Here is a 23,866-nt window from a genome sequence, read left to right as displayed (position 1 = left end):
TATTTGATGGAATGGAACGGATATTCGGAAGATGATGCATGTATGGCTCATCATCGTTCATTGACATCGTCTCTGTCCCTATCGCGCTTCCCGGCATTGCGGATGCTTCCGGGCATCCTTCTATGCGGCACCATCAGTTTTGCCGCGATTGTCGTTGAAAGCGCTCAGATACGATTGGCCGGTCATGCCTGGCTTGGCGATCTGGTGATCGCGATTGTCTTTGGCGTTCTTCTTAGAAGCTTTTCCCGGCTTCCGGAAACAACCACGGCCGGCATCAAGTTCAGCGCCAAGACGCTGCTGGAAGTTGCGGTGGTGCTTCTCGGTGCGTCGCTCAGCCTTTCCATTCTGAAGGGCGCAGGCGGCTTGTTGATCTTCGGCATCGCCATCATCGTCGCCCTGTCGCTGGCCGGCAGCTACGCCATCAGCCGTGTGATCGGCCTTGAGCCAAAGCTTGCCATTCTCGTTGCCTGCGGCAACTCGATCTGCGGCAACTCCGCCATTGCTGCGGCAGCACCTGCTGTCGGTGCGAAGGCGCAGGACGTGACCGCAGCCATCGCCTTTACCGCCGTCCTTGGTGTCGCAGCCGTCATCATCATGCCGGCACTGCCGAGCCTCTTTTCCATGGATGCTATCCATTACGGCATGTTTGCCGGCATGACTGTTTATGCCGTGCCGCAGGTTCTGGCGGCAACGGCACCGGCGGGCGCGGTTGCCGTTCAAACCGGTACGGTGGTCAAGCTCATCCGCGTGCTGATGCTCGGTCCCGTCGTCACCACGCTGTCGATCATTCATGGCCGGGGTGCGAGCGGTCGTCTCGATCTACAGCGCATGGTGCCCTGGTTCATCCTCGGCTTCGTACTGATGATCATGGCGCGCTCCTTCGGCTTGATCCCGAATGGTGCGTTGGCGCCCATCAGCAGCCTTGCCAATGTGCTCACCATCATGTCCATGGCAGCCCTCGGTCTTTCCGTGGATATCCGCTCGCTACGGCATGCAGGCGGCAAGGTGATCGTGGCTGCCACAGCGTCGCTGATGCTGCTTTGCGCGCTGTCGGTCGGGCTGATCGCGATTGCAGGCTGATCCGTTTAGGGTTGGCGCTCAACGGTGATGGTGTAATTGGCACCAAGACCCCGGCGCGACGAACTAAGCACCAGGATAGGCCGGATCAGCCATTCCGTGTCTTCCTTCGGTGTCAGCACCGTGGTGTTGTTGCCGGTATCGCTGAAGAAGATCGCATCGTCGTCCGGTTTGGCGAAATCAAAAATCGCCATGACGACGAACTCGCTACGGCTCACGAGCGAAACCTTCAGCGTTTCACCGGCCTTCACCTTCAGGCGATAGACATCTCCCCTGCCCTGACGGGTCCAGCCGTTCAGTTTCAGATTGCCAGAGGCTGGCATTTCTACAGCCTTCAACTGTTCCCCATCGTCGAGCCACATGCCGTCCACATTGCGCTGTTCGGCAACGGCCGGCACGGAAACGGTCGCGATCAGCAAGCAGGCAAGAGCACATCTCAAAAATGTCTTCACGGCCGTACGAACCCCTGCCGCATCGTTTCGATACGAGAGCGACAATGGCAGCCCTCGATGTGGTCGTTGACCATGCCCATGGCCTGCATGAAAGCATAGACGGTGGTGGGGCCGACAAAACTCCAGCCCCGCTTCTTCAGATCCTTGGACAGGCGAATGGAGGCGGGCGTCGTTGGATTGGCGCGCAGGGTGGCGTAATCGAAGACTTGCGGGCGCTCGTCCTGCTTGGGCTCGAAGCTCCAGAAGTAGCGCGCCAGTGTACCAAACTCCTCGCGAAGAGCGACCGCGCGCCTGGCATTGTTGATGGTGGAAACGATCTTGCCGCGATGACGCACAATACCCTTGTCAGCCAGGCACCGCTCAATATCGGTATCATCGAAGGCAGCGACCTTGTCGAAATCGAAGCCGGCAAAGGCGGCACGGAAGCCCTCACGTTTGCGCAGGATCGTCAGCCAGGACAGACCTGACTGGAACCCTTCGAGGCAGATCTTCTCGAACAGCCGCTTCTCGTCCGTGACAGGGTGGCCCCACTCGTCATCATGGTAGCGGCGGTAATCCTCCAGCCCCTGCTGCCAGAAGCAGCGGACCTTGCCATCCTCGCCCGTCAACAACCCGTCTTCACTCATGCGCCACCGTCTCTTTCAGCACGGTTCTTACCATTGATTCACCCTGTTTTAAAACCGCCTGCTAACCTTATCGAAAGGTTTCAGCAAAATCGCATATTTCACCGAAGCCTCTTTACCATTCGCTGGTCTGCGCATGCGAACGTGACGATCAGTTTCCGGTGTCATGTAAAAGAGTCCACCCGATGTCGATGAAAACCGTCTTCCTAGCTTTGAGCGCCGTTTGTGCCGCTCTCAATCCGGCAATGGCCAATGACCGCTATCGCGAACGTCCGCCGATCGTCGTCAGCCCCGATCTGACGGCGCCCTGGGTGACGCAATTGGGTCGTGGCAATGTGCAACCCGTCGTCTATCCGCAGCCGCCACAGCGCCAGCCACTCTTCCAGCGTCGCGCCGTGCAGCAGCGCCCTCAGGCCGTGGCTGCGCGACCCAATGCCCCAAGAGTGGGAATAGACCCGCAGTTCCTACCCCAGATCGTCGACTACGACACAAAAGAAGCGCCCGGTACGATCGTCATCGATACACCTGCCCGGCTGCTCTATCTGGTGATGGAAGGTGGCAAGGCACGCCGTTACAGTGTGGGCGTCGGCAAGCCCGGCTTCGAATGGGCGGGCACACATTCCATCACCCGCAAGACGGAATGGCCGACCTGGACGCCGCCAAAGGAAATGATCACCCGCGAAGCCGCGAAGGGTCATTATCTTCCAGCCTTCATGGAAGGCGGACCGGAAAACCCAATGGGTGCTCGCGCTATGTATCTGGGCTCGACGCTCTACCGCATCCATGGCACCAACCAGCCTTGGACTATCGGCAGCAACAATTCGTCGGGCTGCATTCGCATGCGTAACGAAGATGTCACCGACCTTTACGAACGCGTGAAAGTTGGCACGAGGGTTATTGTGATCTGATAGCAACGCCGGACTATAAGTTTGATGCAGGACACTGTCCTTTTTCATACGAATACTTGCGGCCCTTGCCGGAAACGCTAGATTGCAATCCATCAACTTTGGCGGGGGATGCCAGGGGGCACGGTGAAGCGCTTTTAGCAGCAACCGATGAAAAACGAGCGGCTCAGCCGCTCGTTTTTTGTTTCAGGCGTAACTTCGCCGGTGGTTCACCGCCGTAAACCCACTCCAACAATTCAACCGTATGCAGTATCGGCATCGTCGTGCCGGTAGCGATCTGCGCCATGCAGCCGATATTGCCGGTGGCGATGATATCGGCCCTGGTCGCTTCGATGTTCCTGACCTTCCGCGCCTTTAACTGACCCGAAATCTCCGGTTGCATGATGTTGTAGGTCCCGGCCGAACCACAGCAGAGATGTCCCTCTGCCGGATCGCGCACTACGAAACCGGCTGCCTTCAACAGCGTCTTCGGCGCCATGGTTATCTTTTGACCATGCTGCATGGAACAGGCGGAATGATAGGCGACCGAAAGGCCGTTGCGTTCCAGCGCGGGCAGTTCCAGCGTTGCCAGATATTCGGTGATATCCTTGGCCAGCCCGGAGATTTTCGCTGCCTTTTCCGCATAGGCCGGATCGAGCCGCAGCATATGGCCGTAATCCTTGATTGTCGTACCGCAGCCGGATGCGGTGATGATGATGGCGTCGAGCCCACCCTCTTCCACTGCGCCCATCCAGACATCGACATTGCGGCGGGCAAGGGCGAGCGCCTGCTCTTCACGGCCCATGTGATGAACGAGCGCGCCGCAACAGCCCTCGCCTTTCGGCGCAACGACCTCAATCCCGAGGCGCGTCAAAAGCCTGATGGTGGCCTCGTTGATGGCCGGATCGAGAACCGGCTGCGCGCAACCGCTGAGGATCGCGACACGACCCCGCTTCTCTGTGATGGGAGCATGAACCGCAGGTCGGTTTACCGCTGGCGGAACGTCGCTCGGCGCAAGCTCGAGCATGGCAGCCAGCGGCTTCAACGGAGCAGCCTTGCGCAAGAGCGGTGCGAGTGGGCGACCGATCTTCGCCAGCTTCAATGCAAGCCGGAAGCGTGCGGGATATGGCAAAACGGCCGCCAGCAGGCTGCGGATCAGCCTGTCCATCAATGGGCGGCGATAGGTCTTCTCGATATGGATGCGCGCATGATCCACCAGGTGCATATAATCCACCCCGGACGGACAGGTGGTGGTGCAGGCAAGACAGGACAGACAGCGGTCGATATGGGTCACAACCTCGCGGTCGGCGGGACGGTCGTTCTCCAGCATGTCCTTGATGAGGTAGATGCGACCGCGCGGACTATCGAGTTCGTTGCCGAGCGTCACATAGGTCGGACAGGTGGCCGTGCAGAAACCGCAATGCACGCATTTGCGCAGGATCTTTTCGGACTCCGCGACATGTGGATCGGCCAGCTGCTCAGGTGAGAAGGAGGTTTGCATGGTCAGATCCCCATTCTGCCCGGATTGAAGAGCCCCGCCGGATCGAGCTTTTCCTTGATGCGTTGAGATAAAGCCGCCTCGAGCGAATTCAGCGGCTCGAAAGCCGGAACCATTTCCCGCACAGCATCTGCTGCACGGAGAAGCATCGCATAACCACCGCCGAGTGAGCGGATGCAACCGCGCAGCAACTGCGCGTCCGGATCGGCTTCCATCTGCATCCAGACAAGCCCGCCCTGCCAATCGTAAAAAGCGTCGATGCCCGCTTCCAACCGGAGTGCGGCAACCAGCTTGTGGCCCAACGATGGCGCGACCGACACGCGCCAGAGCGGCTTGGATGGATTGCCGGTATAGGGCGCTACGTCCTTGATGTCTCGCCACAGTGCCCGACTCTCGTCTTGCGCAAGCACGATCATGGGACCGAATGGGGACAAAAGAGCTTGGATTTTTTTCGAACGGGCCTCGACCGATGCGGAAAGACCTTCCAGTCGCAACACGGTGGCCGCACCCTCAGGCAACATCCCGCCCAAGAAACGCGATTTGACGCTTTCCGGCAGATGCGCCGCACCGGACACTTCCAAGCTCGTTGCCATCGCCGCCGCCATGGCGTTGGTGGCACTCTCATCCTCCAGCCCCGAAATGACCATCGTCACTTCTACGGGCGGAACCGGCAGCACGCGGAAGGTCACTTCCGTCAGGAAGCCCAGCGTGCCGTAAGAGCCTGCCAGAAGCTTGACGAGATCGAGCCCGGTGACATTCTTCATCACCCGTCCACCGGCCTTGATCGCCTCGCCCCGGCCATTGACGAAGCGAATGCCGAGCAGGCTGTCGCGCGCGGCACCGGCCACATAGCGCCGCGGGCCGGAGACATTGGCAGCAAAAACGCCACCGATGGTGGGCTCACCTGCCGTTCCCATGATCGCGCGATGATCCATGGGCTCGAAAGCCATCATCTGCCGGGCATCGGCCAATGCTGCCTCGACCTCGGCGACGGGCGTTCCCGACTTGACCGTCATGACCATCTCGGCAGGATTGTAGGAGACGATGCCGCTCAGGCACCGCGACGACAGCGTCGCATCCGCCTCTACAGCATTGCCCAAGCCAGAGCGGGTGTTGCCGCCGATGATGGCGAGTTTGCGCCCCGCCTCTGCGCTGTCGCGGATGAGACCGGATGCCTCCGCTTCCGTCTGCGGAGTAAAGGTCGGATATGTGGCATCCATCACGACCGCCCCTCCAGAGGAAAGACCTTGGAGGGGTTCAAGATCCAGCCCTCGTCAAAGGCCGAACGGACTGCCATCTGCTGTGCCAGATCTTCGTCGGAATATTGGTGACGCATCAGGTCGCGCTTTTCGATGCCGACACCGTGCTCGCCGGTCAGGCAGCCGCCCGCATCCACGCAGAGCTTCAATATCTGGTTGCCCGCCTCCTCGGCGCGCGCGGCATCCTCCGGGTCGTTGGCATTGAACAGGATCAGCGGATGCATGTTACCATCGCCCGCATGAAAGACGTTGGCGACGCGAAGGCCAAGCGCGTCGGTGATCTCGCTCGTCTTCTTCAGCACATAGGAAAGCTGGCTGAGCGGCACCGTGCCATCCATGCAGATATAGTCGGCAATCCGGCCTGTGGCGCCAAAGGCGGATTTACGGCCCTTCCAGATCGCCGCAGCCTCCATGGCGGACTGGCACTCGCGCACCGTCTTGACCGCATGCTTGCGGGCAATCGCGACAATATCGGCCAACATCGCATCCATCTCGTCTTCCGAGCCCTCGACCTCGACGATCAAGAGAGCGCCGACATCGAGCGGATAACCCGCCTTGGCAAAAGCCTCGCAAATCTCGATCGCCGGCTTGTCCATGAATTCGATCGCGACGGGAATGATGCCGGAGCCGATAATATCGGCCACGCAGGAGCCGGCCTCTTCCGAGCTTTCGAAACCGAACAGCACAGGGCGCGCGCCTTCCGGCTTGGCGATCAGCCGCACGGTCGCCTCCGTGACGATGCCGAGTTGGCCTTCCGAACCGCAGACGAGGCCGAGCAAATCATAGCCTGACGCATCCAGGTGCTTGCCGCCAAGCTCCAGCACTGTGCCATCCACCAGAACCAGCTTCACGCCGAGAAGGTTGTTGGTGGTCACACCGTATTTTAAGCAATGTGCCCCACCGGAATTCATGCCGATATTGCCGCCGATGGTGCAGGCGAGCTGCGAGCTGGGATCCGGCGCGTAGAAAAAGCCCTGCGGTCCAGCGGCATCGGAAATCGAGAGATTGGTAACGCCCGCCTGGACGGTGGCGGTGCGGTTGAAGAAATCCAGTTCGAGAATGGAAGACATCTTCGACAGGCCGATCACCACTGCATCTTCCTGCGGGATCGCGCCGCCGGAGAGCGACGTTCCTGCTCCTCGCGGCACCACGGGTATGTCATAGCGGTGACAGTATTTCAGGACGGCCGCGACCTGCGCCGTGGTCTTCGGTAGCGCGACCGCAAGCGGCAGGCGGCGATAGGAGACAAAGGCGTCGGTTTCAAATGGAACGAGCTCTCGCGGCTCATGCACAAGACAGTCCGGCGGAAGCAGGTCTGCGAGGTCGGAAACGATCCGATCCCGATTGGAAAGCACCCCGGCGCGCGGTTTCAAGAATTGAATGGATTGCGACATGGTCTGCTGATGCCTCCCTCATCCAGACAATCCTATGCGGCGTTTGCGCCTTGGTGGCAACCCTCGCAAATGCTAGAGATTGTTTCCAATCCGGAAAGAATAGTGGTGACCAATGACGAATCTTGGCGATCTCGAAGTCTTTGCCAGCGTCGCAGCCTCCGGCAGCATGTCAGTCGCAGCCAAGGAGTTGGGCTATTCTCCGGCCGTCATCTCCAAGCGAATCAAGCGGCTTGAGGAGAAGCTTGGTGCGCGTCTGTTTCAGCGCACGACAAGGCAAATCTCCCTGACCGAAGCGGGACAGGGGTTTCACCAGAGAATTCTTGCCGTGCTCGAGGGGCTGGAAGAGGCGGAGGATTTCGTTTCTGGCCGGTCGAACACGCTCACCGGAACGCTGAAGGTTTCCGCCTCCACTTCCTTTGGACGCATGCATGTCGCGCCGCATCTAAAAGGTTTCATGGACCAGCATCCGTCGCTCTCCATCAACCTGACGCTCAGCGACGACTTCATCGACATCGTTGCCGGTGGCTACGATCTCGCAATCCGCATCGCTGATCTCTCCGATTCGAGCCTCGTTGCGCGGCGGCTGGCGCCGGTCCGCCGCGTGCTGTGCGCGTCTAGGACCTATGTCGAAGCGCATGGGCTACCGCAAACGATCGAGGATCTGAAGAACCATCGCTGCCTGCCTGCACATAACAACGATCTCTGGCGCTTGGAAGGACCAGAGGGCGCGTTCAATCTACGGCCCGAAGGTCTGCTTGTGACCAACTCGTCAGAGGTGATCCGTGAAGCCGTGATTTCCGGGCTCGGCATTGCGCTGCGTTCCACCTGGGATATCGGGCCAGAATTGAAATCCGGCGCGCTGGTTCAGGTTCTGCCTGCCTATGAAGGATCGAAGAACGTCGCTCTTTCGGCAGTCTACTCCAGCCGCCGCTTCCTGCCCGCCAAGGTTCGCCTGTTCATCGATTACCTCGCGGGCCTTTATGGTCCGCTCCCCTATTGGGACAAGGACGCTCCCACTCTTTGAGTCGGTGCATCCTGCTGTAGACCTCAATGCGTGCCATCGGCATGGCGCTTGCGGATATTGCGCACGACCCACCAGACGCCGAGCACAGCCACCGGGACCGAGGCGCCCGTGACCACCGCCGGATCGATCGGCAGGAGGTCATGGGTGACCGCCTTGACGAGATATCCGATCAGTCCAACGACATAATAGGAAATGGCCGCAACCGAGAGACCCTCAACCGTCTGCTGCAGGCGCAACTGCATGGCGGCCCGCTTGTTCATGTTGTTCAAAAGCACGGTATTCTGCCGCTCCAGCTCGACATCGATCCAGCTTCGGACCAAAGCGGTGGCGCGGTAGAGCTTGCGCGACAGGTTTGCCTGACGCTCTTCCACCGACTGACAGGTACGCATGGCAGGGGCCAGTCGCCGCTCCAGAAAGGTCGCCATGGTTTCATGACTTTGGATAGGCGTTTCCGCCAGTGTGCGGATGCGCTCGCGCACGATCACGTCATAGGCGCGGCTCGCACCGAAGCGGTAGAGGCTGAGCGCCGCATTGGCTTCCAGTTCTGCGGCAAGGCGCGTCATTTCGGCCAGAAGCGCATCGGCCTCCTCGCGCGCACCGTTCTTCATCCGCTGCGTAATCGCCGTCAGACCGTCCTCGATCCGGCGGATTTCCGGAGAAAGAGTCTGTGCCAACGGAAGGCCGAGCATCGCCAGTGTGCGATAGGTTTCGATGTCCAGCAGACGCTGCACGATACCGCCGCGCCCCGAATCCGTCAGTCCACGATCGAGCAGAAGAAACTGCGTCAGCCCGTCGCGGTCCTGGCGAAAATCGGTGAGGATGGAAGCCTGCCCTTCGCGGACCGTCGAGTGACAGAGGCTGATCGGATCGAAATGACTTTCCGCATCGACCGTCTCCAACCCGTCGGGGCGGATTTCCAGCCTGACGGCCGAGATCAGCGAGCCGGGCGGCGAAAAGCCGTCGCCGAACGGATCACCAACGATATCGCCGCCGATCTTCTCCGGTGCCGGCCCATCCCAGAACCAGGTCGAGAATTCTGTGTGTCTCTCCCACCGAAGCGTTCCCAGCCCACAAGGCATTGTGTGGTGTCGTGCGTCACGTTCAGGTGGCGCGACACCGCGGCTACGCGACATTTCCGCAATCGCAGAGTGATGGACGGAGGCGCCGCCATCCATCATGAAGGCCAATTGGACGATGATGCGCGACGGACCGAGCAGCACGGTCGGCCTTGCATGAATTTCCCCTAGCGCCAGCGCCCTTTCAGGTGCGCTGGCAAATGCAAATCGTCCCCTGGCCATCCGGCATTCTCCGTCTCGATCATCCTTATTTATCAAATGACAAGATGCATTGGCAGGTGCCGAGTTGACGCAGGGCAACTGCTAAAACACCCACACACAAAGGCAGCGGCTTTGCACTCCCGCAGAAAGAAAAATCCCGATAGAGCAATTTTCCCGGGAACTTTATCAACTTCAATACGTTCTTGACGGGTTATTGGAAATTTCTACCAAGATGGGACGCGATGACTACCACGAGCGAAACTGAACGCTATCCAAGGATAGCACTCATATCGACGCATGGCTATGTAGCCGCACACCCGCCGCTTGGCGCAGCCGACACCGGAGGACAGGTGGTCTATGTCCTCGAACTTGCAAAGAAACTCGGCCAACTCGGTTACACGGTCGATTTGTACACCCGTCGCTTTGAGGATCAGCCGGAAATCGATGAGGTGGACGATCGCGTCCGCGTCGTTCGCATTCCTTGCGGCGGCAAGGAGTTTATTCCGAAGGAATATCTTCACCGCCATCTGCTGGAATGGTGCGAAAACGCGCTACGCTTCATCAAGAAAAACGACCTCACCTATTCCTTCATCAACAGTCATTACTGGGACGCCGGAGTTGCGGGACAGCGGCTCTCCGAAGCGCTGAAAATTCCCCACCTTCATACGCCCCATTCTCTCGGGATCTGGAAAAAGCGCCAGATGGAAACCGACTATCCGGAAAAGTCCGATACGTTCGAACTGGAATTCAACTTCAAGGAACGCATTCAGCACGAACTGATCATCTATCGCAGCTGCGATATGGTGATCGCCACGACGCCGGTGCAGCTTGATGTGCTGCTTGAAGATTATGGGCTGAAGCGCAAGCAGGTCCATATGATCCCGCCGGGATATGACGACAACCGCTTCTTCCCCGTGTCGGAGGCGTCGCGGCAAATGCTGCGTCAGCGTTTCGGTTTCGAAGGCAAGACCGTTCTTGCGCTTGGCCGCCTGGCCACCAACAAGGGCTACGACCTTCTGATCGACGGCTTTTCCGTGCTGGCTGAGCGCGAGCCCGAAGCGCGCCTGCATCTTGCCGTTGGCGGCGAGAATATGGATGCCCAGGAGACGACGATCCTCAACCAGCTTAAAGAGCGGGTGAGCGAGTTGGGTCTGGAAGACAAGGTGGTCTTCTCCGGTTACGTCTCGGATGAGGATCTGCCGGATATATACCGCGCCGCTGATCTTTTTGTCCTGTCCAGCCGTTATGAGCCCTTCGGCATGACGGCGATCGAGGCGATGGCAAGCGGCACGCCAACTGTCGTGACCATCCATGGCGGCCTTTTCCGTGCCGTGAGCTATGGACGTCATGCACTGTTTGCCGATCCTTTCGACAAGGAAGATCTTGGCATCACGATGATGAAGCCGTTCAAGCACGAGCGTCTCTATGGCCGGCTGTCACGCATGGGAGCCCATAAGGCGCGTAGCCTGTTTACCTGGACAGGCATTGCGCAACAACTTCTCTCCGTTGTCGAAGGCCGCACGATGATGCCCGTTCTGGAGGAATCCGATTGGGCCGAACCATGGAATGACGGCGATTGAAACCGGTTCGCCTTTTTTCCACGGATCTGGATGGCACCGTCGTCGGCAATGATGAGGCGACGGCGCGTTTCCGCGATTTCTGGAACGCGCTTCCGGAAGAAACACGCCCGCTCTTGGTCTTCAACAGCGGACGGCTGATCGACGATCAGCTCGAACTTCTGGATACCGTACCCCTGCCTCGCCCCGATTACATCATTGGCGGGGTGGGAACCATGCTGTCACGCCAGGACGAGCCAGGGCTTTCGAAGGCTTACGCCTCGCAGCTTGGCGCGGCCTTCGACGCCGACAGGATCGCCTCGGTGATGAAGGATGTGCCTGGCATCAGCCTTCAGCCGGAGCGATATCAACATGGTCTGAAATCCAGCTGGTACCTTCACAATGCCGATGAAGATGTGCTGGCCGATATCGAGCGGCGGCTGAACGACAATGGTGTTGACGCGCGTATCGTCTATTCCAGCGCACGCGACCTTGATGTTCTTCCCCGCGCGGCGGATAAGGGTGCGGCCATTCGCTGGCTCTGCGATCACCTGAGGGTCGGGCTCGATGAAATCGTCGTGGCGGGGGACACCGGCAACGACCGGGCCATGTTCGAGCTGCCTGATGTGCGTGGCGTGGTTGTCGCCAATGCGCTCGAAGAGCTGCGATCTTTCGCCAGCGATAAACACAATTTGTTCATCGCGCCCAAAGAAGAAGCAGACGGCGTAATATTGGGGCTGAAGCACTGGATCTCTTCTTCCGAGACCCAAAAATAGCCCAGAAATATTGGTGTAAGTGTGGGACATCTGCATTGACCCGCTTTCTTCATAAGCAGACAATGAAACACACCGAACACCTTGTGGTTCGGGCTTTCGCATACCTATACCCCGAAAGGAATATCTCGCGTTGAACCTTCTGAGCCGTCTGGCCAAAGACGTCAGCCTGATGCTGCGTCGTCCACCTCGTCAGCAATATGGTGCCATATGCCACCGCCGTAATAAGAAGAACGGCGATGTGGAAGTGCTGCTGCTGACCAGTCGGGATACAGGACGGTGGGTGATCCCCAAGGGTTGGCCGATGGAAGGCAAGAAGGCCCACGCAGTCGCAGAACAAGAGGCTTTCGAAGAGGCTGGTGTCCGGGGAACCGCGGAAAAGGAGCCCTTTGGCTTTTTCCACTACGAGAAAAAGCTGAAGAACGGCGTGAAGGTTACCTGTCTGGTGCAGGTTCACCTTTTGGAAGTGACGGAGTTGACCAAAAATTTCCCTGAGCGTGAGAGTCGTAAGCTGGAATGGGTTTCGCCCGAGGAAGCGGAAAAGCGGGTGAACGAGATCGAGTTGAAGCAGCTTTTCGTCGCTTTCAGAAAGCACATGGCTAGAACCGCGCCACCCTTGCCGCAAAAGGCCGCCCATTCGTCATAACGACGCCGTGTCGCGAATACGCCGGCCAAATGCAACCCTATGCCGTTACAGAGCGCTGCGCCTCCTATTAGACGCATAAAGGACGCTCTGTCTTGGCCTGGTCTATGCATCGTGCTTTCCGAAAACCGGTTCCGATTTTGGGGCCGATGCTGTAGAGCGTTTCCATGGCGCAATTACCCGAAAATCGCAAAAAGCCGACGCTCGACAAAGATCTCGACAAGATGACCCGCGTCGAGGAAGCGGTAAACCATCTCGGCCAGCGGTTCGTGGCGCCGGGCGCTGCACTTCTGTTTCTGGTGGTCACCGCTCTGGTCGCCAGCTCCTATGCAGGGGGAACGCCAGGCGCGGTGATCACACTCGCCGCAGCCATCATCGGCGCCTATATGGCGATGAATATCGGCGCCAAGGACGTTGCCAACAATGTCGGACCGGCCGTCGGCTCAAAGGCTCTGCCTCTCACGGCAGCACTGATCATTGCTGCAATCTGTGAAGTCTTCGGCGCCCTCATCACAGGCGGGAATGTCGTTGAGACAATTGCCAGCGGCATCGTTGATGTCAGGAAAGTGCCGGACCCGCATGTCTTTGCCTGGGCGATGCTCGGCGCCATCCTGGCGGCGGCTCTTCTTGTCAATCTTTCCAATCTGCTCAAGGCGCCGATTTCCACCACCCACAGCATCGTCGGTGCGGTCGCAGGCGCCGGCACCGCCGCTTTCGGCGTCGGCGCGGTGGACTGGGCGTCACTCATGGGCATCGCTTTGACATGGGTGCTTACGCCATTCATCAGCGCCTTCTTCGCGGTCGCTCTTCTCGCCTTTATCAAGGAATTCATCATCTATCGCGATGACAAGATCGCCGCCGCGCGCAAATGGGTGCCGGTGCTGCTGGGCGTGATGGGCGGAGTGATGACCTCTTATCTGATGCGCTTCGGTCTGCATCGGGTCATGAATGTTCCAGCGTGGGCGTCTCTGGCGGCGGGCCTGGCTGTCGGCCTCATCGGCTGGCGGCTCTGTATTCCACTGATCCGCAACCAGTCCGAAGGTTTGGAAAATCGCAACCAGTCGCTTCGCACGCTGTTTCAATGGCCGCTGATATTCGCGGCCGCCCTCATGTCTTTCGGCCACGGGGCCAATGATGTGTCCAATGCCATCGGGCCGGTGGTCGCCATCGTGCGTGCGGATTACGGCAACCTTACCGAGGTTTTTGCGCCAGCGCCGCAATGGGTCATGCTGATCGGCGCATTCGGCCTGTCTTGCGGCATACTGCTCTTCGGGCCGCGCCTGATCAGGCTCGTCGGCGAGCAGATCACAAAACTCAACCCCATGCGCGCTTTTTGCGTCTCCACCTCGACGGCGCTTACCGTTCTCACCGCATCGCATTTCGGCATGCCGGTCAGCACGACTCATACAGCAATCGGCGCCGTCTTCGGCGTCGGCTTCTTTCGCGAGTGGTACACGCAGCAGGGCCGAAAGCAGCAGGAAGCACTGCGCAAGAGTATCGCTTTAGCCGAAACTCCCAGTGACGAACCGGATGAAAACGCGTCGGAAACACGGCGGCGCTATCTCGTGCGCCGGTCGCACTTCATGACGATTATCGCCGCCTGGATCATTACGCTTCCGGCAAGCGCAGCACTTGCAGCTGTGCTCTACGCAATCATGCATCTTCTGTTTATATGAGCGGACAGATCACTAATCATCGAAGTACTCACATGCGTGCCAATTTCAGAATGCAACGGCTTTTCGTCAACCAGTCCCTGGGGGCAGGAGAGAGTGTCGAAGCCGACGGCGACCAGTTCAACTATCTCGCCAATGTCTTGCGCATGGGCGACGGCGCGGAAATCCTGCTCTTCAACGGGCGCGATGGTGAATGGAAGGCGAGCCTTTCCTTCCCGACACGCAAGAAGATCGTGCTGACGCCTGTAGAGCAGACACGCCCTCAACCGGAAAAGCCGGACCTGCACTATATCTTTGCACCGCTGAAGACCGGGCGCCTGGATTATCTGGTACAGAAGGCGGTGGAGATGGGGGCCGGCGTTCTGCGCCCGGTGCTGACCCAACATGTGCAGGGCAAGATCACCAATCTCGACAAGCTGAGGGCCAATGTCGTCGAAGCTGCGGAACAATGCGGTATTCTTGCCGTACCTGATGTCGACGAACCGGTGCGGCTGAAAGACATGCTGGAGAACTGGTCTCCTTCACGCCGTCTCATCTATTGCGACGAAGGCGACGCAGGACAGAACCCCCTGCCCGCGCTTCAAGCGATCAAGGAAAGGCAACTGGCTCTTCTTGTCGGACCGGAGGGTGGCTTTTCGGAGGAAGAACGACAGTTGCTGCGCAGCAAGGCCTTTGTGACACCCATCCCTCTGGGACCGCGCATCCTGCGAGCCGATACGGCAGCAGTTGCAGCGCTCGCCGTCATTCAGGCCAGCATCGGCGACTGGAAATAATTCAGCGTTTGATGTCGCGCTCGCGCAAATTCGCGGCACGAGTTCATGCTTAAAAGAAATTCATTTGCTTGCGCACGCACGGCACCCTATCAGCGATGACAATATGGCTGCGCAGGCAGCAACGACAACAAGGTAACTTCATGGCCCGCGACACCACCGACCAGACGCCAATTTCCTCCGTGCAGGAACTGACAGATTATCTGGCCGAAGGCTGCAAGCCGAAAGACAAGTTCAGGATCGGGACGGAGCACGAAAAGTTCGCCTTCTTCCGCGATGGCAACAAGCCGGTTCCCTACTTCGGTGAGGCCAGCATCTCTGCGCTGCTGAAGGGCATGCAGGAAAAGCTCGGCTGGGACCCGATCATGGACGGCGACAATATCATCGGCCTTGGCGAGCCGAGCGGTATGGGCGCGATTTCCATCGAGCCCGGCGGCCAGTTCGAGCTTTCCGGCGCACCTTTGGAAAACCTGCACGAGACCTGCCGCGAATCCAACCAGCACCTGGCGACGCTGCGCGAGATCGCCGAGCCCATGGGTATTCGTTTCCTCGGCATTGGTGGAAGCCCGCTCTGGACGCTTGAAGAAACGCCGCGGATGCCAAAGTCGCGCTATGCGATTATGACCAATTACATGCCCAAGGTCGGCACCAAGGGCCTGGACATGATGTACCGGACCTGCACGATCCAGGTTAATCTGGACTTCTCTTCCGAAGAAGACATGCGCCGCAAGATGCGCGTTTCAATGAAGCTGCAATCCCTTGCCACAGCCCTTTTTGCTTCCTCGCCCTTTACCGAAGGGAAGCCAAACGGGCTGCTGTCCTGGCGCGGCGATATCTGGCGCGATACCGACAATCAGCGTTCCGGCGTTCTTCCCTTCACCTTCAATCCGGATTTCGGTTTCAAGGATTATGTCGAATGGGCGCTCGATGTGCCGATGTACTTCATCGTGCGCGACGGCAAGTATCGCGACTGTACCAACATCACCTTCCGCCAGTTCATGGCGGGTGCTCTGAAGGGTGAGATTGCCGAGTGGGAGCCCAATCTCGGTGACTGGACCAACCATCTATCGACGCTCTTCCCCGACGTACGCCTTAAGCGCTTTTTGGAAATGCGCGGCGCCGATGGCGGTCCATGGCGGCGCATCTGTGCGCTACCAGCCTTCTGGGTGGGCCTGCTTTACGACGACGAAGCGCTGGCGGCAGCCGACCAGTTCACCGCCGACTGGACGGTGGAAGACGTGATGGCGCTTCGCGATGCGGTTCCGGTGCAAGGCTTGAAGGCGACGATCGCCGGTCGTGATCTGCTGGATGTCGCGCGTGACGTGGTGGCGATCTCCCGCAAGGGCTTGCAAAGCCGGGCGCGACTGAACCGTGATGGACAGGATGAGAGCGTGTTCCTCTCGCCGCTCGAAGAGGTTCTTGCCAAGAAGTCGACGCTCGCAGAAGACATGCTGGCGCTCTATCATGGCCGCTGGCAGCAATCGGTTCTGCCCGTATTCGAAGAGTACCAGTATTGATAGCGGCGGCGCCCCTAGAGCGTTTCCTTGTTAAATGGAAACGCTCTAGGGGCAGCAACTCAGCACCCATAATCTGAACGCAAAAAAGCCCGGTGCGGCTTAGGGCCTGACACCGGGCAAAGGCAGGGCTATTGGCAATCACCCTGCGGGGAAACTTGATGCTGGGCAAAAACCCAGTGGTCGAGATCAGCGGCTGCGAAGATGCGTGAAGCGGGATGCGGCACGCGTCTTGGCGGCGCGCGCCAGAAGCAGGCTCGGATCGTCGAGAAGACCGATCTCAAGCGCGTTCACAACATCGCTGCGCACCAGTCCTATATCGGCAAGCTGCTGATCGGTCATCTCCGTCAGCTTATTCACGGCCAGACGGTTCATGATGGAACGCGCGAATTTCGCCATGCGATTGAGAGCCATGGTCCAACGCGTCTCCATCGAGATCGCGGGGGCTACAATCTGCAGTTCCATTTTCCGTTCTGCCGTGCGCATGACAACGTCCTTCCTTTGAGGCACGTGAGGATATTGCTTCGCGCTTCCGCACGAAGACATTGGTGAGGTTGAGGCCGCTGCCCGAAAGCGTTGGCGGTGTTGATCGGATGTCTCGAGTGTCAAAATGTCGCAAGTCTATTGATCAGTCCAACGAATGTTTCTAATGTCAGATATCAATAGCTCTTATGGATGACCTACCATGTCCGCTCCGCTCGATATCGATCAGCTTCACACCTTCATCGCCATCGTTGATACGGGCAGCTTTACCAAGGCCGCAGACCGCGTGTTCAAGACGCAATCGGCCGTGTCGATGCAGATGCGCAGACTGGAAGAGCGCTTAGGCAAGCAGCTTTTCGCCAAGGACGGGCGCGGCAACAGGCTGACGGCTGAAGGCGAGAAGCTGATGCATTATGCCAGACGGATCATTCGCCTCAACAACGAAGCAGTTGCCGCCTTCGACGACAACCGGTTGGAAGGGACATTGCGCATCGGCACGCCCGATGATTATGCCGACCGGTATATGCCGGAGATCATCGGGCGCTTCGCCAAGACGCATCCGAATGTCGAGCTCTACATCGTTTGCGAACCCTCGATCAGCCTTGCGGAGAAGATGGGACGCGGCGAGCTGGACATCGCTCTCGTGACCCATAACCCACGGGCGCGCACCTCCGATATCGTACGCACCGAGCCGCTCTGCTGGGTCACCTCGGCAAACCACCCGTTGCGTGATGACGCGCCCGTGCCGCTCGCCGTCGGACGGCGTGACTGCCACTGGCGACAGCTTGCATGCTCGGCGCTCGATGCCGACGGTCGCGACTATCAGGTTCTTTTTACCAGCTGGTCCTCAACCGTGATTGCCGCTGCGGTTCTTGCCGGCATGGCCGTATCTGTCCTGCCGGAATCCACACTTCGAACAGGAATGCGGGTGCTGACGTCGGCAGACGGCTTCCCACCTCTGCCCCCGGTCCAGATCGGCCTGATGAAGCGTCCTGGCCTTTCTCCTTCCCTCGTCAATGCGATTACCGATCATATCACTGCCTGCCTCGACAATATCACGCTCAGCCCTCCCCCGGAGGAACTGGACTCGCGGGTGAAGATGCTGCCTGGCATGCAGAAGCTCAAAGCCAATTATATCGCTCCGGGCTGGTAATTCGCTCGGCCCGCTTCTAGCCGATAATTTCATCTTTCCGAGATGAGCCATCAGTGATAGGAAAAGCCTATCATGCTCACACTCCGACAGATGCGATATTTTGATGCCCTGGCCCGCACCCTGCATTTCGGCAAGGCTGCGGCAGAGGCCCATATCAGCCAGCCAGCACTTTCCGTGCAGATCATGGACATGGAGGAGCACCTCGGCGTCAAGCTTGTGGAGCGCAGCCGTGGCGACATCACCATCACACCCAAAGGCGAGGAAGTGTTGCAACATGTGCGCACGATTCTTCTAGAGGTCGAGCGGCTGGAAGAAGTCGCTCGCAAGACCTCGGGCGCGCTGGAAGGGCTGGTTCGGATCGGCATCATTCCCACCGTCGCGCCCTATCTCGTTCCAAAGCTCGTACCGCATCTGCGCGCCCACCATCCACTGATCGAGATCGAACTGAAGGAGACCGTGACCGACCGCCTCCTGGCCGATCTTGCAGCCCGCAAGTTGGATGCGGTAATTGCCGCAATCCCGGTGGAAGGCGAAGGGTTGGAGACGTGCCACCTGTTTACCGATCGCTTTTTCATGGCGACCGCCAAGAGCGACGACAAGGTGCTTGTCTCGCCTGTCAATGAAGGGCAAGTCGACATGGATCGACTGCTCCTTCTGGAAGAAGGGCATTGCCTTCGCGATCAGGCATTGGCAGTCTGCGATACGGCTGGCAAGCGTAGCCTCGTCAACTACGGTGCGACCTCGATGGCGACGCTTTTGCAGATGGTGTCCCACGACATGGGAATGACGCTGATCCCGGAGATCGCCATTCCGACAGAAACGATGCGCAACAATCTTCGCATTGTTCCTTTTGCCGATCCGGCCCCCGCAAGGGAGATCGGCCTTGTCTGGCGCATGGCGAGCGGCCGTAAAGGGGACATCGCCGCGCTTGCAGATGCCATCAGGCAGTGCATCCGTTAGTATCTGACGTTCCTATTCCAGCGCGAGCCAGATGAACAACCAACCCCACATCAAGACGAGCGCGACGAACCCCGTGATGAAGGCCGGGCCACGGTAGCGCAGCCGGTTGCTGGTCACGTGAATATAGGAATGGACAATCCTCGAGAGAACGAAAATCCAGCCGAGCACAATGGTGACGATATTGTCCGCATCGGTGATGTAGAGCAGTAGGCACGCCGCGTGGAAGAGCATCGGCAGTTCGAACTGGTTGGCGATGTTCCTGTTGACCAGCTTGCTCTCGGGCGCTTCTTCTCCCGCATCCCGAAAACGACGCACCGCATCGCTATCAAGGAACGTGTATTTTCGGCGGCGGTACGCCAGCAGTCCATACAGCCAAAAGACGAGGAAGGCATGGGCGATCATCGGCCAGAACATTGCACTCGTCGAGGACATGCTGCGTTTCTCCTTATTCCAAAAAGACGCTCCCCGAACGACGTTCGGAGAGCGTGAAATCATTTTTATCGTCTATTCGCAGGAAACGGAATATCAAACAGCGCCGGGATAGTTCGGGCTCTCGCGGGTAATCGTCACGTCGTGGGCGTGGCTTTCACGCAGGCCAGCACCAGAGATGCGAACGAAGGTGGCACGCTCCTGGAAATCCTTGATCGTTCCGCCACCAACGTAACCCATGGCAGCCTTCAGACCGCCGGCGAGCTGGTGCAGGACGCCGGAAACCGGACCCTTGTAGGGAACCTGCCCTTCGATGCCTTCAGGCACAAGCTTCAGCGTGTCGCGTACTTCCGCCTGGAAATAGCGGTCTGCCGAACCACGCGCCATGGCACCAACGGAGCCCATGCCGCGATAGGCCTTGAACGAGCGGCCCTGATAAAGGAACACTTCACCGGGGCTTTCATCCGTACCGGCCAGCAACGAGCCGATCATGACGGCGGATGCGCCGGCGGCAATCGCCTTGGCAAGGTCGCCGGAGAACTTGATGCCGCCATCGGCGATGACGGGAATATCTGCCGCCTGCGCCGCTTCGACAGCGGACATGATGGCAGCCAGCTGCGGAACGCCAACGCCTGCGACGATACGCGTCGTGCAGATCGAGCCCGGGCCGATACCAACCTTGACGGCATCCGCACCGGCGTCGATCAGCGCCTTCGTGCCAGCCGACGTCGCGACGTTACCGGCAATGACGCGAACCGAATTCGACATCTTCTTGACGTGGCTTACCGCATCGAGAACACGCTGCGAATGGCCGTGCGCGGTATCGACCACCAGAACGTCAACACCCACCTCGAGCAGACGCTCGGCACGCTCGATAGCATCGTCGCCCACGCTGATGGCAGCTGCGGCACGAAGGCGACCCTGCGCATCCTTCGTCGCGTTGGGGTTCAGCTGCGACTTCTCGATGTCCTTGACGGTGATGAGGCCAACGCAGTTGCCCTTGCCGTCCACCACGAGCAGCTTTTCGATGCGATGCTTGTGGAGAAGATGGCGGGCTTCCTGTTGATCGACGCTGCTTTCCTTGACGGTGACAAGGTTCTCGCGGGTCATCAGTTCGTAAATCTTCTGCGCCGGATCGGATGCAAAACGAACATCGCGGTTGGTCAGAATGCCGACGAGGCGACCGACTTTGTGACCGCCGCTGCCGCCATTTTCGACAACCGGAATGCCGGAAATGCCGTGCGCCTTCATCAGCGACTGGGCTTCGGCCAATGTGGCATCCGGTCCGATCGTAACCGGATTGACGACCATGCCGCTTTCGAACTTCTTGACCTGGCGAACCTCTTCGGCCTGCTCGATCGGTGTCAGATTGCGGTGAATGACACCAATGCCGCCAGCCTGCGCCATGGCAATTGCCAGACGGCTTTCAGTGACCGTGTCCATCGCGGAGGAGAGAATGGGGAGGTTGAGCTCGATATCACGCGCGATGCGGGTCGCGATGTTCGTCTGGCCGGGCATGACTTCGGAGTGCCCCGGCTGGAGGAGAACGTCGTCGAACGTCAGCGCGTCGAGACCAGTGGGAGTTTCAATGATGCGTGCCATGACCAAATTCCTTCAGTATGAAATGCATGGCCGATCCGGAACGAATGTTCACCCCGGCGGTCCTGCAAAGGATTGCTTGGAAGTTGGCGAGGGCTGGTAACACGGTTATGACGGGAAGGGAATAGAAAAAACCCCGAATGCTGTGCAATGCACCATGTTGCCGACAAGCCGCGGTCTTCTCGACCTCGACTTGCCGGTCTTGTGATGTGAAACTTCGGTCAGATATCGAACTGGTAGGATTTCGGCACGAACCTGTATCCGGTATCGAGCTTCTCGGCATAACCGACAGACGGGAAAGGCATGTGATAGCCGAGGAACGGAACGCGGTCGGTCGACACCATATCGAAGACCTTTTTGCGCGTTGCAGCCGCTGCCGCCTTGTCCATGTCGAAACGCACCTCCCAGTCCGGGCGCTGCAGCGACAGCACGAAGTGGTTTGCCGTATCGGCCGTCAGGATCAGCCGCTTGCCGCTGGACTCGACATTGAAGATCATATGACCAGGGGAGTGACCGAAAGCGGCCATCACATTGATCCCCGGCACGACCTCTGCACCATCACCAATGAAGGTCGCCTTTTCCGCCAGTGGCTTCACATTGGCAAGCACCGCCTTGTGACCATTCTCGGCGGGCGTGCCGACGCGCTTTTCGTCGGTCCAGAAATCGTACTCCTTCTGACCGAATACGTAGCGCGCCTTCGGAAAGGCCGGCTCGCCCTTCTCCATCAGGCCGCCAATATGATCGCCGTGCATATGGGTCAGAACCACGACGGTCACGTCGTCCGGCGTATATCCCGCAGCAGCCAACCCCTCGAGGAGCCGCCCATTGCCGGACTCACGGCCCTGCTCGCCGAAGCCGGTGTCGAACAACACCAAATCGGACCCGGTATTGATCAAGGCGGGTGAGAAGCTGTTGACGAATTGGTCGGTGGGCAAAAAGTTCTTCTGCAGCAACTCGCCGACGGCTTCCGGGCTCTGGTTCGTGCCGAATGTTTCACCCGGCTTGCCGGAGGGACGCGCACCGTCCTTGACGACCAGCACCTCGAAGTCTCCTAGCTTGAAACGATTGGTTTCGGGCGGCATTGCGTGGTTGATCTCCATGGACGTCTGGGGCTGGGTTGTCTGGGCCGTTGCTGTGCGGCTCAGCACAAAGGGAGCCACTGCTCCGGCGCCTGCCGTGCCGAGCAGCACGCGCCGGCTGATGTTCATCCTGTCCGTCATGAATATCTCCGCTTGTTGGGGTACCAAGGGGCTAAACGAGCATCTGCAGCATTCGGTTCATTAGCAAGTCGTCACAGCGTCGTGAGGTGAGAGACAGTTCCATTCTTGCCAAATGTTTAGTTGGCAAGTCCTGGATGCGGGAGTAGTAAGTGGTCCGAACTTTTCTCGATGCGGGGTGGGCCGCAGTCAAGCCATGAACAGAATTATTCCGCTTATCCTCGCCGTCGCCCTCTTTATGGAGCAGATGGACTCGACCGTCATCGCCACGGCTCTTCCGACAATCGCGAGGGATTTGAATGTCGGCCCCATCACCCTGAAGCTCGCGCTGACCGCCTATATGGTGTCGCTTGCCATCTTCATCCCGATCAGCGGCTGGATGGCAGACAAGTTCGGCGCGAAGAAGATTTTCCGCTTTGCCATCGCGGTCTTCGTCGTCGGCTCCATCTGCTGTGCGGTGTCCGGCTCGGTTGTGGAATTCGTCGTATCACGCTTCCTGCAGGGCATTGGCGGCGCGATGATGACGCCCGTCGGTCGCCTCGTTCTGCTTCGCACCACCAAGCGCACCGATCTCGTTTCCGCCATGGCGTTGCTGACAATTCCGGCCCTCGTCGGACCGCTGACAGGCCCACCCATCGGCGGCTTCATCACCACCTATTTTTCCTGGCACTGGATCTTCCTGATCAATGTCCCGATCGGAGTGATCGGCATCTGGCTCTCTACGATCTATCTTCCGGAGATCGAGACCACCAATCCACCGCCCATGGATTTTATCGGCTTCGTGCTGTCCGGGCTTGCCGCATCCGGCGTGGTCTTCGGCTTTTCGGTGGTCAGCCTGCCCGCTCTACCGCCCTTTGTCGGCATTGCCGCCATCATCATCGGCTTCATCTGTGGTGCACTTTATATCCGCCACGCAAAAATTCATCCGGCACCGATCCTGGATTTCAAGATTTTCCAGAATGCCACCTTCCGTACCGCTTCGATCAGCGGAACGGTGTTTCGCATCTCAACGGGCGCCATTCCTTTCCTGATGCCGTTGATGTTGCAGATCGGCTTTGGACTGAACCCGTTTCAATCGGGCATGATCACCTTTGCAGGGGCCATCGGGGCCATCACGACCAAGTTCATGGCGCGCCGTGTCTTTGCCGCAACCGGCTTCAAAGCGACTTTGATCAGCGCTGGCGTGGTCGGTGCCTGCACCACGGTCGCGAACAGCTTCTTCACGCCGGACACGCCCTATTCGCTGATCATGATATGCCTGGTTGTCGCCGGTTTTGCCCGGTCGTTCTTCTTCACCGGCACGAATGCGCTGAGCTATTCCGATATCGATGACCGTCAGGCGAGCCAGGCCACATCCATGGCCTCCGTGCTGCAGCAGATCAGCCTGGCGCTCGGCGTCGCCTTTGCGGCAACGGTGCTGGAGGTCAGCAGCTACTTTTCCGGAGGCCATCTCCAGCTTGCCGATTTCCATCTGGCCTTCGTGGTTGTGGCGTTGGTCTCGCTGTTCGCGACCCTGCCGCTGATTGGGATGGACAGGGCTGCTGGCGCTGCGGTTTCCGGCCACAGAGGCAAGGCCACGCAGCCAGCCGAATAATCCTATTCGGGGGT

General features: G+C 59.0%; 22 protein-coding genes. 12 read left to right on the top strand and 10 right to left on the bottom strand.

Features of this window, described 5'->3' with window-relative positions; all coding sequences use genetic code 11:
- Nucleotides 1–42: 42 nt before the first annotated feature.
- Nucleotides 43–1,080 (top strand): YeiH family protein, encoded by a 1,038-nt coding sequence (locus QE408_RS11290; RefSeq protein ID WP_306931203.1) that lies wholly within the window; start codon nucleotides 43–45, stop codon nucleotides 1,078–1,080.
- A 5-nt stretch (nucleotides 1,081–1,085) separates the two neighbouring features.
- On the opposite strand, the gene QE408_RS11285 is transcribed toward QE408_RS11290, so the two are convergent.
- Nucleotides 1,086–1,529 carry a hypothetical protein gene (locus QE408_RS11285; protein ID WP_306931201.1) on the bottom strand — a complete coding sequence of 148 codons (444 nt, stop codon included), beginning with the start codon at nucleotides 1,527–1,529 and terminating at the stop codon, nucleotides 1,086–1,088.
- On the bottom strand, nucleotides 1,526–2,155 hold the full coding sequence (locus QE408_RS11280; RefSeq protein WP_306931200.1) for a DNA-3-methyladenine glycosylase I: 630 nt from the start codon (nucleotides 2,153–2,155) through the stop codon (nucleotides 1,526–1,528). Before QE408_RS11280 ends, QE408_RS11285 begins: the two co-directional genes overlap by 4 nt.
- 182 nt (nucleotides 2,156–2,337) lie before the next feature.
- Between QE408_RS11280 and QE408_RS11275 the strand changes: the two genes are divergently transcribed.
- Nucleotides 2,338–3,060 carry a L,D-transpeptidase gene (locus QE408_RS11275; RefSeq protein WP_306931198.1) on the top strand — a complete coding sequence of 241 codons (723 nt, stop codon included), beginning with the start codon at nucleotides 2,338–2,340 and terminating at the stop codon, nucleotides 3,058–3,060.
- A 163-nt stretch (nucleotides 3,061–3,223) separates the two neighbouring features.
- On the opposite strand, the gene glcF is transcribed toward QE408_RS11275, so the two are convergent.
- The 3 genes from glcF to QE408_RS11260 are packed head-to-tail and all read right to left on the bottom strand — an operon-like array spanning nucleotide 3,224 to nucleotide 7,187.
- Nucleotides 3,224–4,537, bottom strand: coding sequence for a glycolate oxidase subunit GlcF (gene glcF, locus QE408_RS11270; protein WP_306931196.1), 1,314 nt, complete (start codon nucleotides 4,535–4,537; stop codon nucleotides 3,224–3,226).
- Nucleotides 4,538–4,539: 2 nt separating this feature from the next.
- Nucleotides 4,540–5,754, bottom strand: coding sequence for a glycolate oxidase subunit GlcE (glcE, locus tag QE408_RS11265; RefSeq protein ID WP_306934772.1), 1,215 nt, complete (start codon nucleotides 5,752–5,754; stop codon nucleotides 4,540–4,542).
- Nucleotides 5,754–7,187 carry an FAD-binding oxidoreductase gene (locus QE408_RS11260; RefSeq protein ID WP_306931194.1) on the bottom strand — a complete coding sequence of 478 codons (1,434 nt, stop codon included), beginning with the start codon at nucleotides 7,185–7,187 and terminating at the stop codon, nucleotides 5,754–5,756. Before QE408_RS11260 ends, glcE begins: the two co-directional genes overlap by 1 nt.
- 112 nt (nucleotides 7,188–7,299) lie before the next feature.
- Between QE408_RS11260 and QE408_RS11255 the strand changes: the two genes are divergently transcribed.
- The gene (locus tag QE408_RS11255) at nucleotides 7,300–8,211 is read left to right on the top strand and encodes a LysR family transcriptional regulator (RefSeq protein WP_306931192.1); all 912 of its coding nucleotides are present in this window, start codon (nucleotides 7,300–7,302) and stop codon (nucleotides 8,209–8,211) included.
- A gap of 23 nt (nucleotides 8,212–8,234) precedes the next feature.
- Here QE408_RS11255 and QE408_RS11250 read toward each other — a convergent pair whose 3' ends face one another.
- Complete coding sequence (locus QE408_RS11250) at nucleotides 8,235–9,509, bottom strand: DUF3422 family protein (protein ID WP_306931191.1); 1,275 nt, start codon at nucleotides 9,507–9,509, stop codon at nucleotides 8,235–8,237.
- Between the two features lie 221 nt (nucleotides 9,510–9,730).
- Here QE408_RS11250 and QE408_RS11245 point away from each other — a divergent pair, with 221 nt between their 5' ends.
- The 6 genes from QE408_RS11245 (at nucleotide 9,731) to QE408_RS11220 (ending at nucleotide 16,420) form a co-directional block, all read left to right on the top strand.
- The gene (locus tag QE408_RS11245) at nucleotides 9,731–11,068 is read left to right on the top strand and encodes a glycosyltransferase family 4 protein (protein WP_306931189.1); all 1,338 of its coding nucleotides are present in this window, start codon (nucleotides 9,731–9,733) and stop codon (nucleotides 11,066–11,068) included.
- Nucleotides 11,065–11,820, top strand: coding sequence for an HAD-IIB family hydrolase (locus QE408_RS11240; RefSeq protein WP_306931187.1), 756 nt, complete (start codon nucleotides 11,065–11,067; stop codon nucleotides 11,818–11,820). Before QE408_RS11245 ends, QE408_RS11240 begins: the two co-directional genes overlap by 4 nt.
- Before the next feature lie 130 nt (nucleotides 11,821–11,950).
- Nucleotides 11,951–12,463 carry an NUDIX hydrolase gene (locus tag QE408_RS11235; RefSeq protein ID WP_306931185.1) on the top strand — a complete coding sequence of 171 codons (513 nt, stop codon included), beginning with the start codon at nucleotides 11,951–11,953 and terminating at the stop codon, nucleotides 12,461–12,463.
- 164 nt (nucleotides 12,464–12,627) lie between these two features.
- The gene (locus QE408_RS11230; protein ID WP_306931184.1) at nucleotides 12,628–14,136 is read left to right on the top strand and encodes an inorganic phosphate transporter; all 1,509 of its coding nucleotides are present in this window, start codon (nucleotides 12,628–12,630) and stop codon (nucleotides 14,134–14,136) included.
- Between the two features lie 32 nt (nucleotides 14,137–14,168).
- Nucleotides 14,169–14,906 carry a 16S rRNA (uracil(1498)-N(3))-methyltransferase gene (locus tag QE408_RS11225; RefSeq protein ID WP_306931183.1) on the top strand — a complete coding sequence of 246 codons (738 nt, stop codon included), beginning with the start codon at nucleotides 14,169–14,171 and terminating at the stop codon, nucleotides 14,904–14,906.
- Between the two features lie 140 nt (nucleotides 14,907–15,046).
- Nucleotides 15,047–16,420, top strand: a complete 1,374-nt coding sequence (locus QE408_RS11220; protein WP_306931182.1) for a glutamate--cysteine ligase — start codon at nucleotides 15,047–15,049, stop codon at nucleotides 16,418–16,420.
- A gap of 186 nt (nucleotides 16,421–16,606) precedes the next feature.
- Here QE408_RS11220 and QE408_RS11215 read toward each other — a convergent pair whose 3' ends face one another.
- Nucleotides 16,607–16,903 (bottom strand): DUF1127 domain-containing protein, encoded by a 297-nt coding sequence (locus QE408_RS11215; protein WP_306931180.1) that lies wholly within the window; start codon nucleotides 16,901–16,903, stop codon nucleotides 16,607–16,609.
- 199 nt (nucleotides 16,904–17,102) lie between these two features.
- On the opposite strand from QE408_RS11215, the gene QE408_RS11210 reads away from it, so the two are divergent.
- Together QE408_RS11210 and QE408_RS11205 are read left to right on the top strand one after the other, a co-directional pair.
- Entirely contained in the window at nucleotides 17,103–18,053 is a 951-nt protein-coding gene (locus tag QE408_RS11210) for a LysR substrate-binding domain-containing protein (protein ID WP_306931178.1), read from the top strand.
- 72 nt (nucleotides 18,054–18,125) lie between these two features.
- A complete protein-coding gene (locus QE408_RS11205; protein ID WP_306931176.1) occupies nucleotides 18,126–19,013 on the top strand; it encodes a hydrogen peroxide-inducible genes activator in 888 nt (295 codons plus the stop codon).
- A gap of 12 nt (nucleotides 19,014–19,025) precedes the next feature.
- Here the strand turns inward: QE408_RS11205 and QE408_RS11200 are convergent, their stop codons facing one another.
- The 3 genes from QE408_RS11200 to QE408_RS11190 all read right to left on the bottom strand — a co-directional run bounded on the left by QE408_RS11200 (nucleotide 19,026) and on the right by QE408_RS11190 (nucleotide 22,261).
- Nucleotides 19,026–19,427, bottom strand: coding sequence for an MAPEG family protein (locus QE408_RS11200; RefSeq protein ID WP_306934771.1), 402 nt, complete (start codon nucleotides 19,425–19,427; stop codon nucleotides 19,026–19,028).
- Between the two features lie 111 nt (nucleotides 19,428–19,538).
- The gene (gene guaB, locus QE408_RS11195; RefSeq protein WP_306931174.1) at nucleotides 19,539–21,044 is read right to left on the bottom strand and encodes an IMP dehydrogenase; all 1,506 of its coding nucleotides are present in this window, start codon (nucleotides 21,042–21,044) and stop codon (nucleotides 19,539–19,541) included.
- Nucleotides 21,045–21,262: 218 nt separating this feature from the next.
- The gene (locus QE408_RS11190; protein ID WP_306931173.1) at nucleotides 21,263–22,261 is read right to left on the bottom strand and encodes an MBL fold metallo-hydrolase; all 999 of its coding nucleotides are present in this window, start codon (nucleotides 22,259–22,261) and stop codon (nucleotides 21,263–21,265) included.
- A 193-nt stretch (nucleotides 22,262–22,454) separates the two neighbouring features.
- Between QE408_RS11190 and QE408_RS11185 the strand changes: the two genes are divergently transcribed.
- The gene (locus QE408_RS11185; RefSeq protein WP_306931172.1) at nucleotides 22,455–23,852 is read left to right on the top strand and encodes an MDR family MFS transporter; all 1,398 of its coding nucleotides are present in this window, start codon (nucleotides 22,455–22,457) and stop codon (nucleotides 23,850–23,852) included.
- The last annotated feature ends 14 nt before the right edge of the window (nucleotides 23,853–23,866 follow it).

The organism is Agrobacterium larrymoorei, from assembly GCF_030819275.1.
Classification (GTDB): Bacteria; Pseudomonadota; Alphaproteobacteria; order Rhizobiales; family Rhizobiaceae; genus Agrobacterium; species Agrobacterium larrymoorei_B.
Note: the sequence above shows the minus strand (reverse complement) of the source record. Positions and strands in the feature narration are given on the sequence as shown.

Bases quoted from the DNA above. Each gene is read 5' to 3' on its own strand.
- QE408_RS11255 (WP_306931192.1), top strand. From the start codon at position 7,300: ATGACGAATCTTGGCGATCTCGAAGTCTTTGCCAGCGTCGCAGCCTCC.
- glcE (WP_306934772.1), bottom strand. From the start codon at position 5,754: ATGGATGCCACATATCCGACCTTTACTCCGCAGACGGAAGCGGAGGCA.
- QE408_RS11245 (WP_306931189.1), top strand. From the start codon at position 9,731: ATGACTACCACGAGCGAAACTGAACGCTATCCAAGGATAGCACTCATA.
- QE408_RS11225 (WP_306931183.1), top strand. From the start codon at position 14,169: ATGCGTGCCAATTTCAGAATGCAACGGCTTTTCGTCAACCAGTCCCTG.
- QE408_RS11230 (WP_306931184.1), top strand. From the start codon at position 12,628: ATGGCGCAATTACCCGAAAATCGCAAAAAGCCGACGCTCGACAAAGAT.
- QE408_RS11290 (WP_306931203.1), top strand. From the start codon at position 43: ATGGCTCATCATCGTTCATTGACATCGTCTCTGTCCCTATCGCGCTTC.
- QE408_RS11220 (WP_306931182.1), top strand. From the start codon at position 15,047: ATGGCCCGCGACACCACCGACCAGACGCCAATTTCCTCCGTGCAGGAA.
- QE408_RS11215 (WP_306931180.1), bottom strand. From the start codon at position 16,903: ATGCGCACGGCAGAACGGAAAATGGAACTGCAGATTGTAGCCCCCGCG.
- QE408_RS11190 (WP_306931173.1), bottom strand. From the start codon at position 22,261: ATGACGGACAGGATGAACATCAGCCGGCGCGTGCTGCTCGGCACGGCA.
- QE408_RS11250 (WP_306931191.1), bottom strand. From the start codon at position 9,509: ATGGCCAGGGGACGATTTGCATTTGCCAGCGCACCTGAAAGGGCGCTG.
- QE408_RS11200 (WP_306934771.1), bottom strand. From the start codon at position 19,427: ATGTTCTGGCCGATGATCGCCCATGCCTTCCTCGTCTTTTGGCTGTAT.
- guaB (WP_306931174.1), bottom strand. From the start codon at position 21,044: ATGGCACGCATCATTGAAACTCCCACTGGTCTCGACGCGCTGACGTTC.
- QE408_RS11205 (WP_306931176.1), top strand. From the start codon at position 18,126: ATGCTCACACTCCGACAGATGCGATATTTTGATGCCCTGGCCCGCACC.
- QE408_RS11210 (WP_306931178.1), top strand. From the start codon at position 17,103: ATGTCCGCTCCGCTCGATATCGATCAGCTTCACACCTTCATCGCCATC.
- glcF (WP_306931196.1), bottom strand. From the start codon at position 4,537: ATGCAAACCTCCTTCTCACCTGAGCAGCTGGCCGATCCACATGTCGCG.
- QE408_RS11280 (WP_306931200.1), bottom strand. From the start codon at position 2,155: ATGAGTGAAGACGGGTTGTTGACGGGCGAGGATGGCAAGGTCCGCTGC.
- QE408_RS11275 (WP_306931198.1), top strand. From the start codon at position 2,338: ATGTCGATGAAAACCGTCTTCCTAGCTTTGAGCGCCGTTTGTGCCGCT.
- QE408_RS11185 (WP_306931172.1), top strand. From the start codon at position 22,455: ATGAACAGAATTATTCCGCTTATCCTCGCCGTCGCCCTCTTTATGGAG.
- QE408_RS11260 (WP_306931194.1), bottom strand. From the start codon at position 7,187: ATGTCGCAATCCATTCAATTCTTGAAACCGCGCGCCGGGGTGCTTTCC.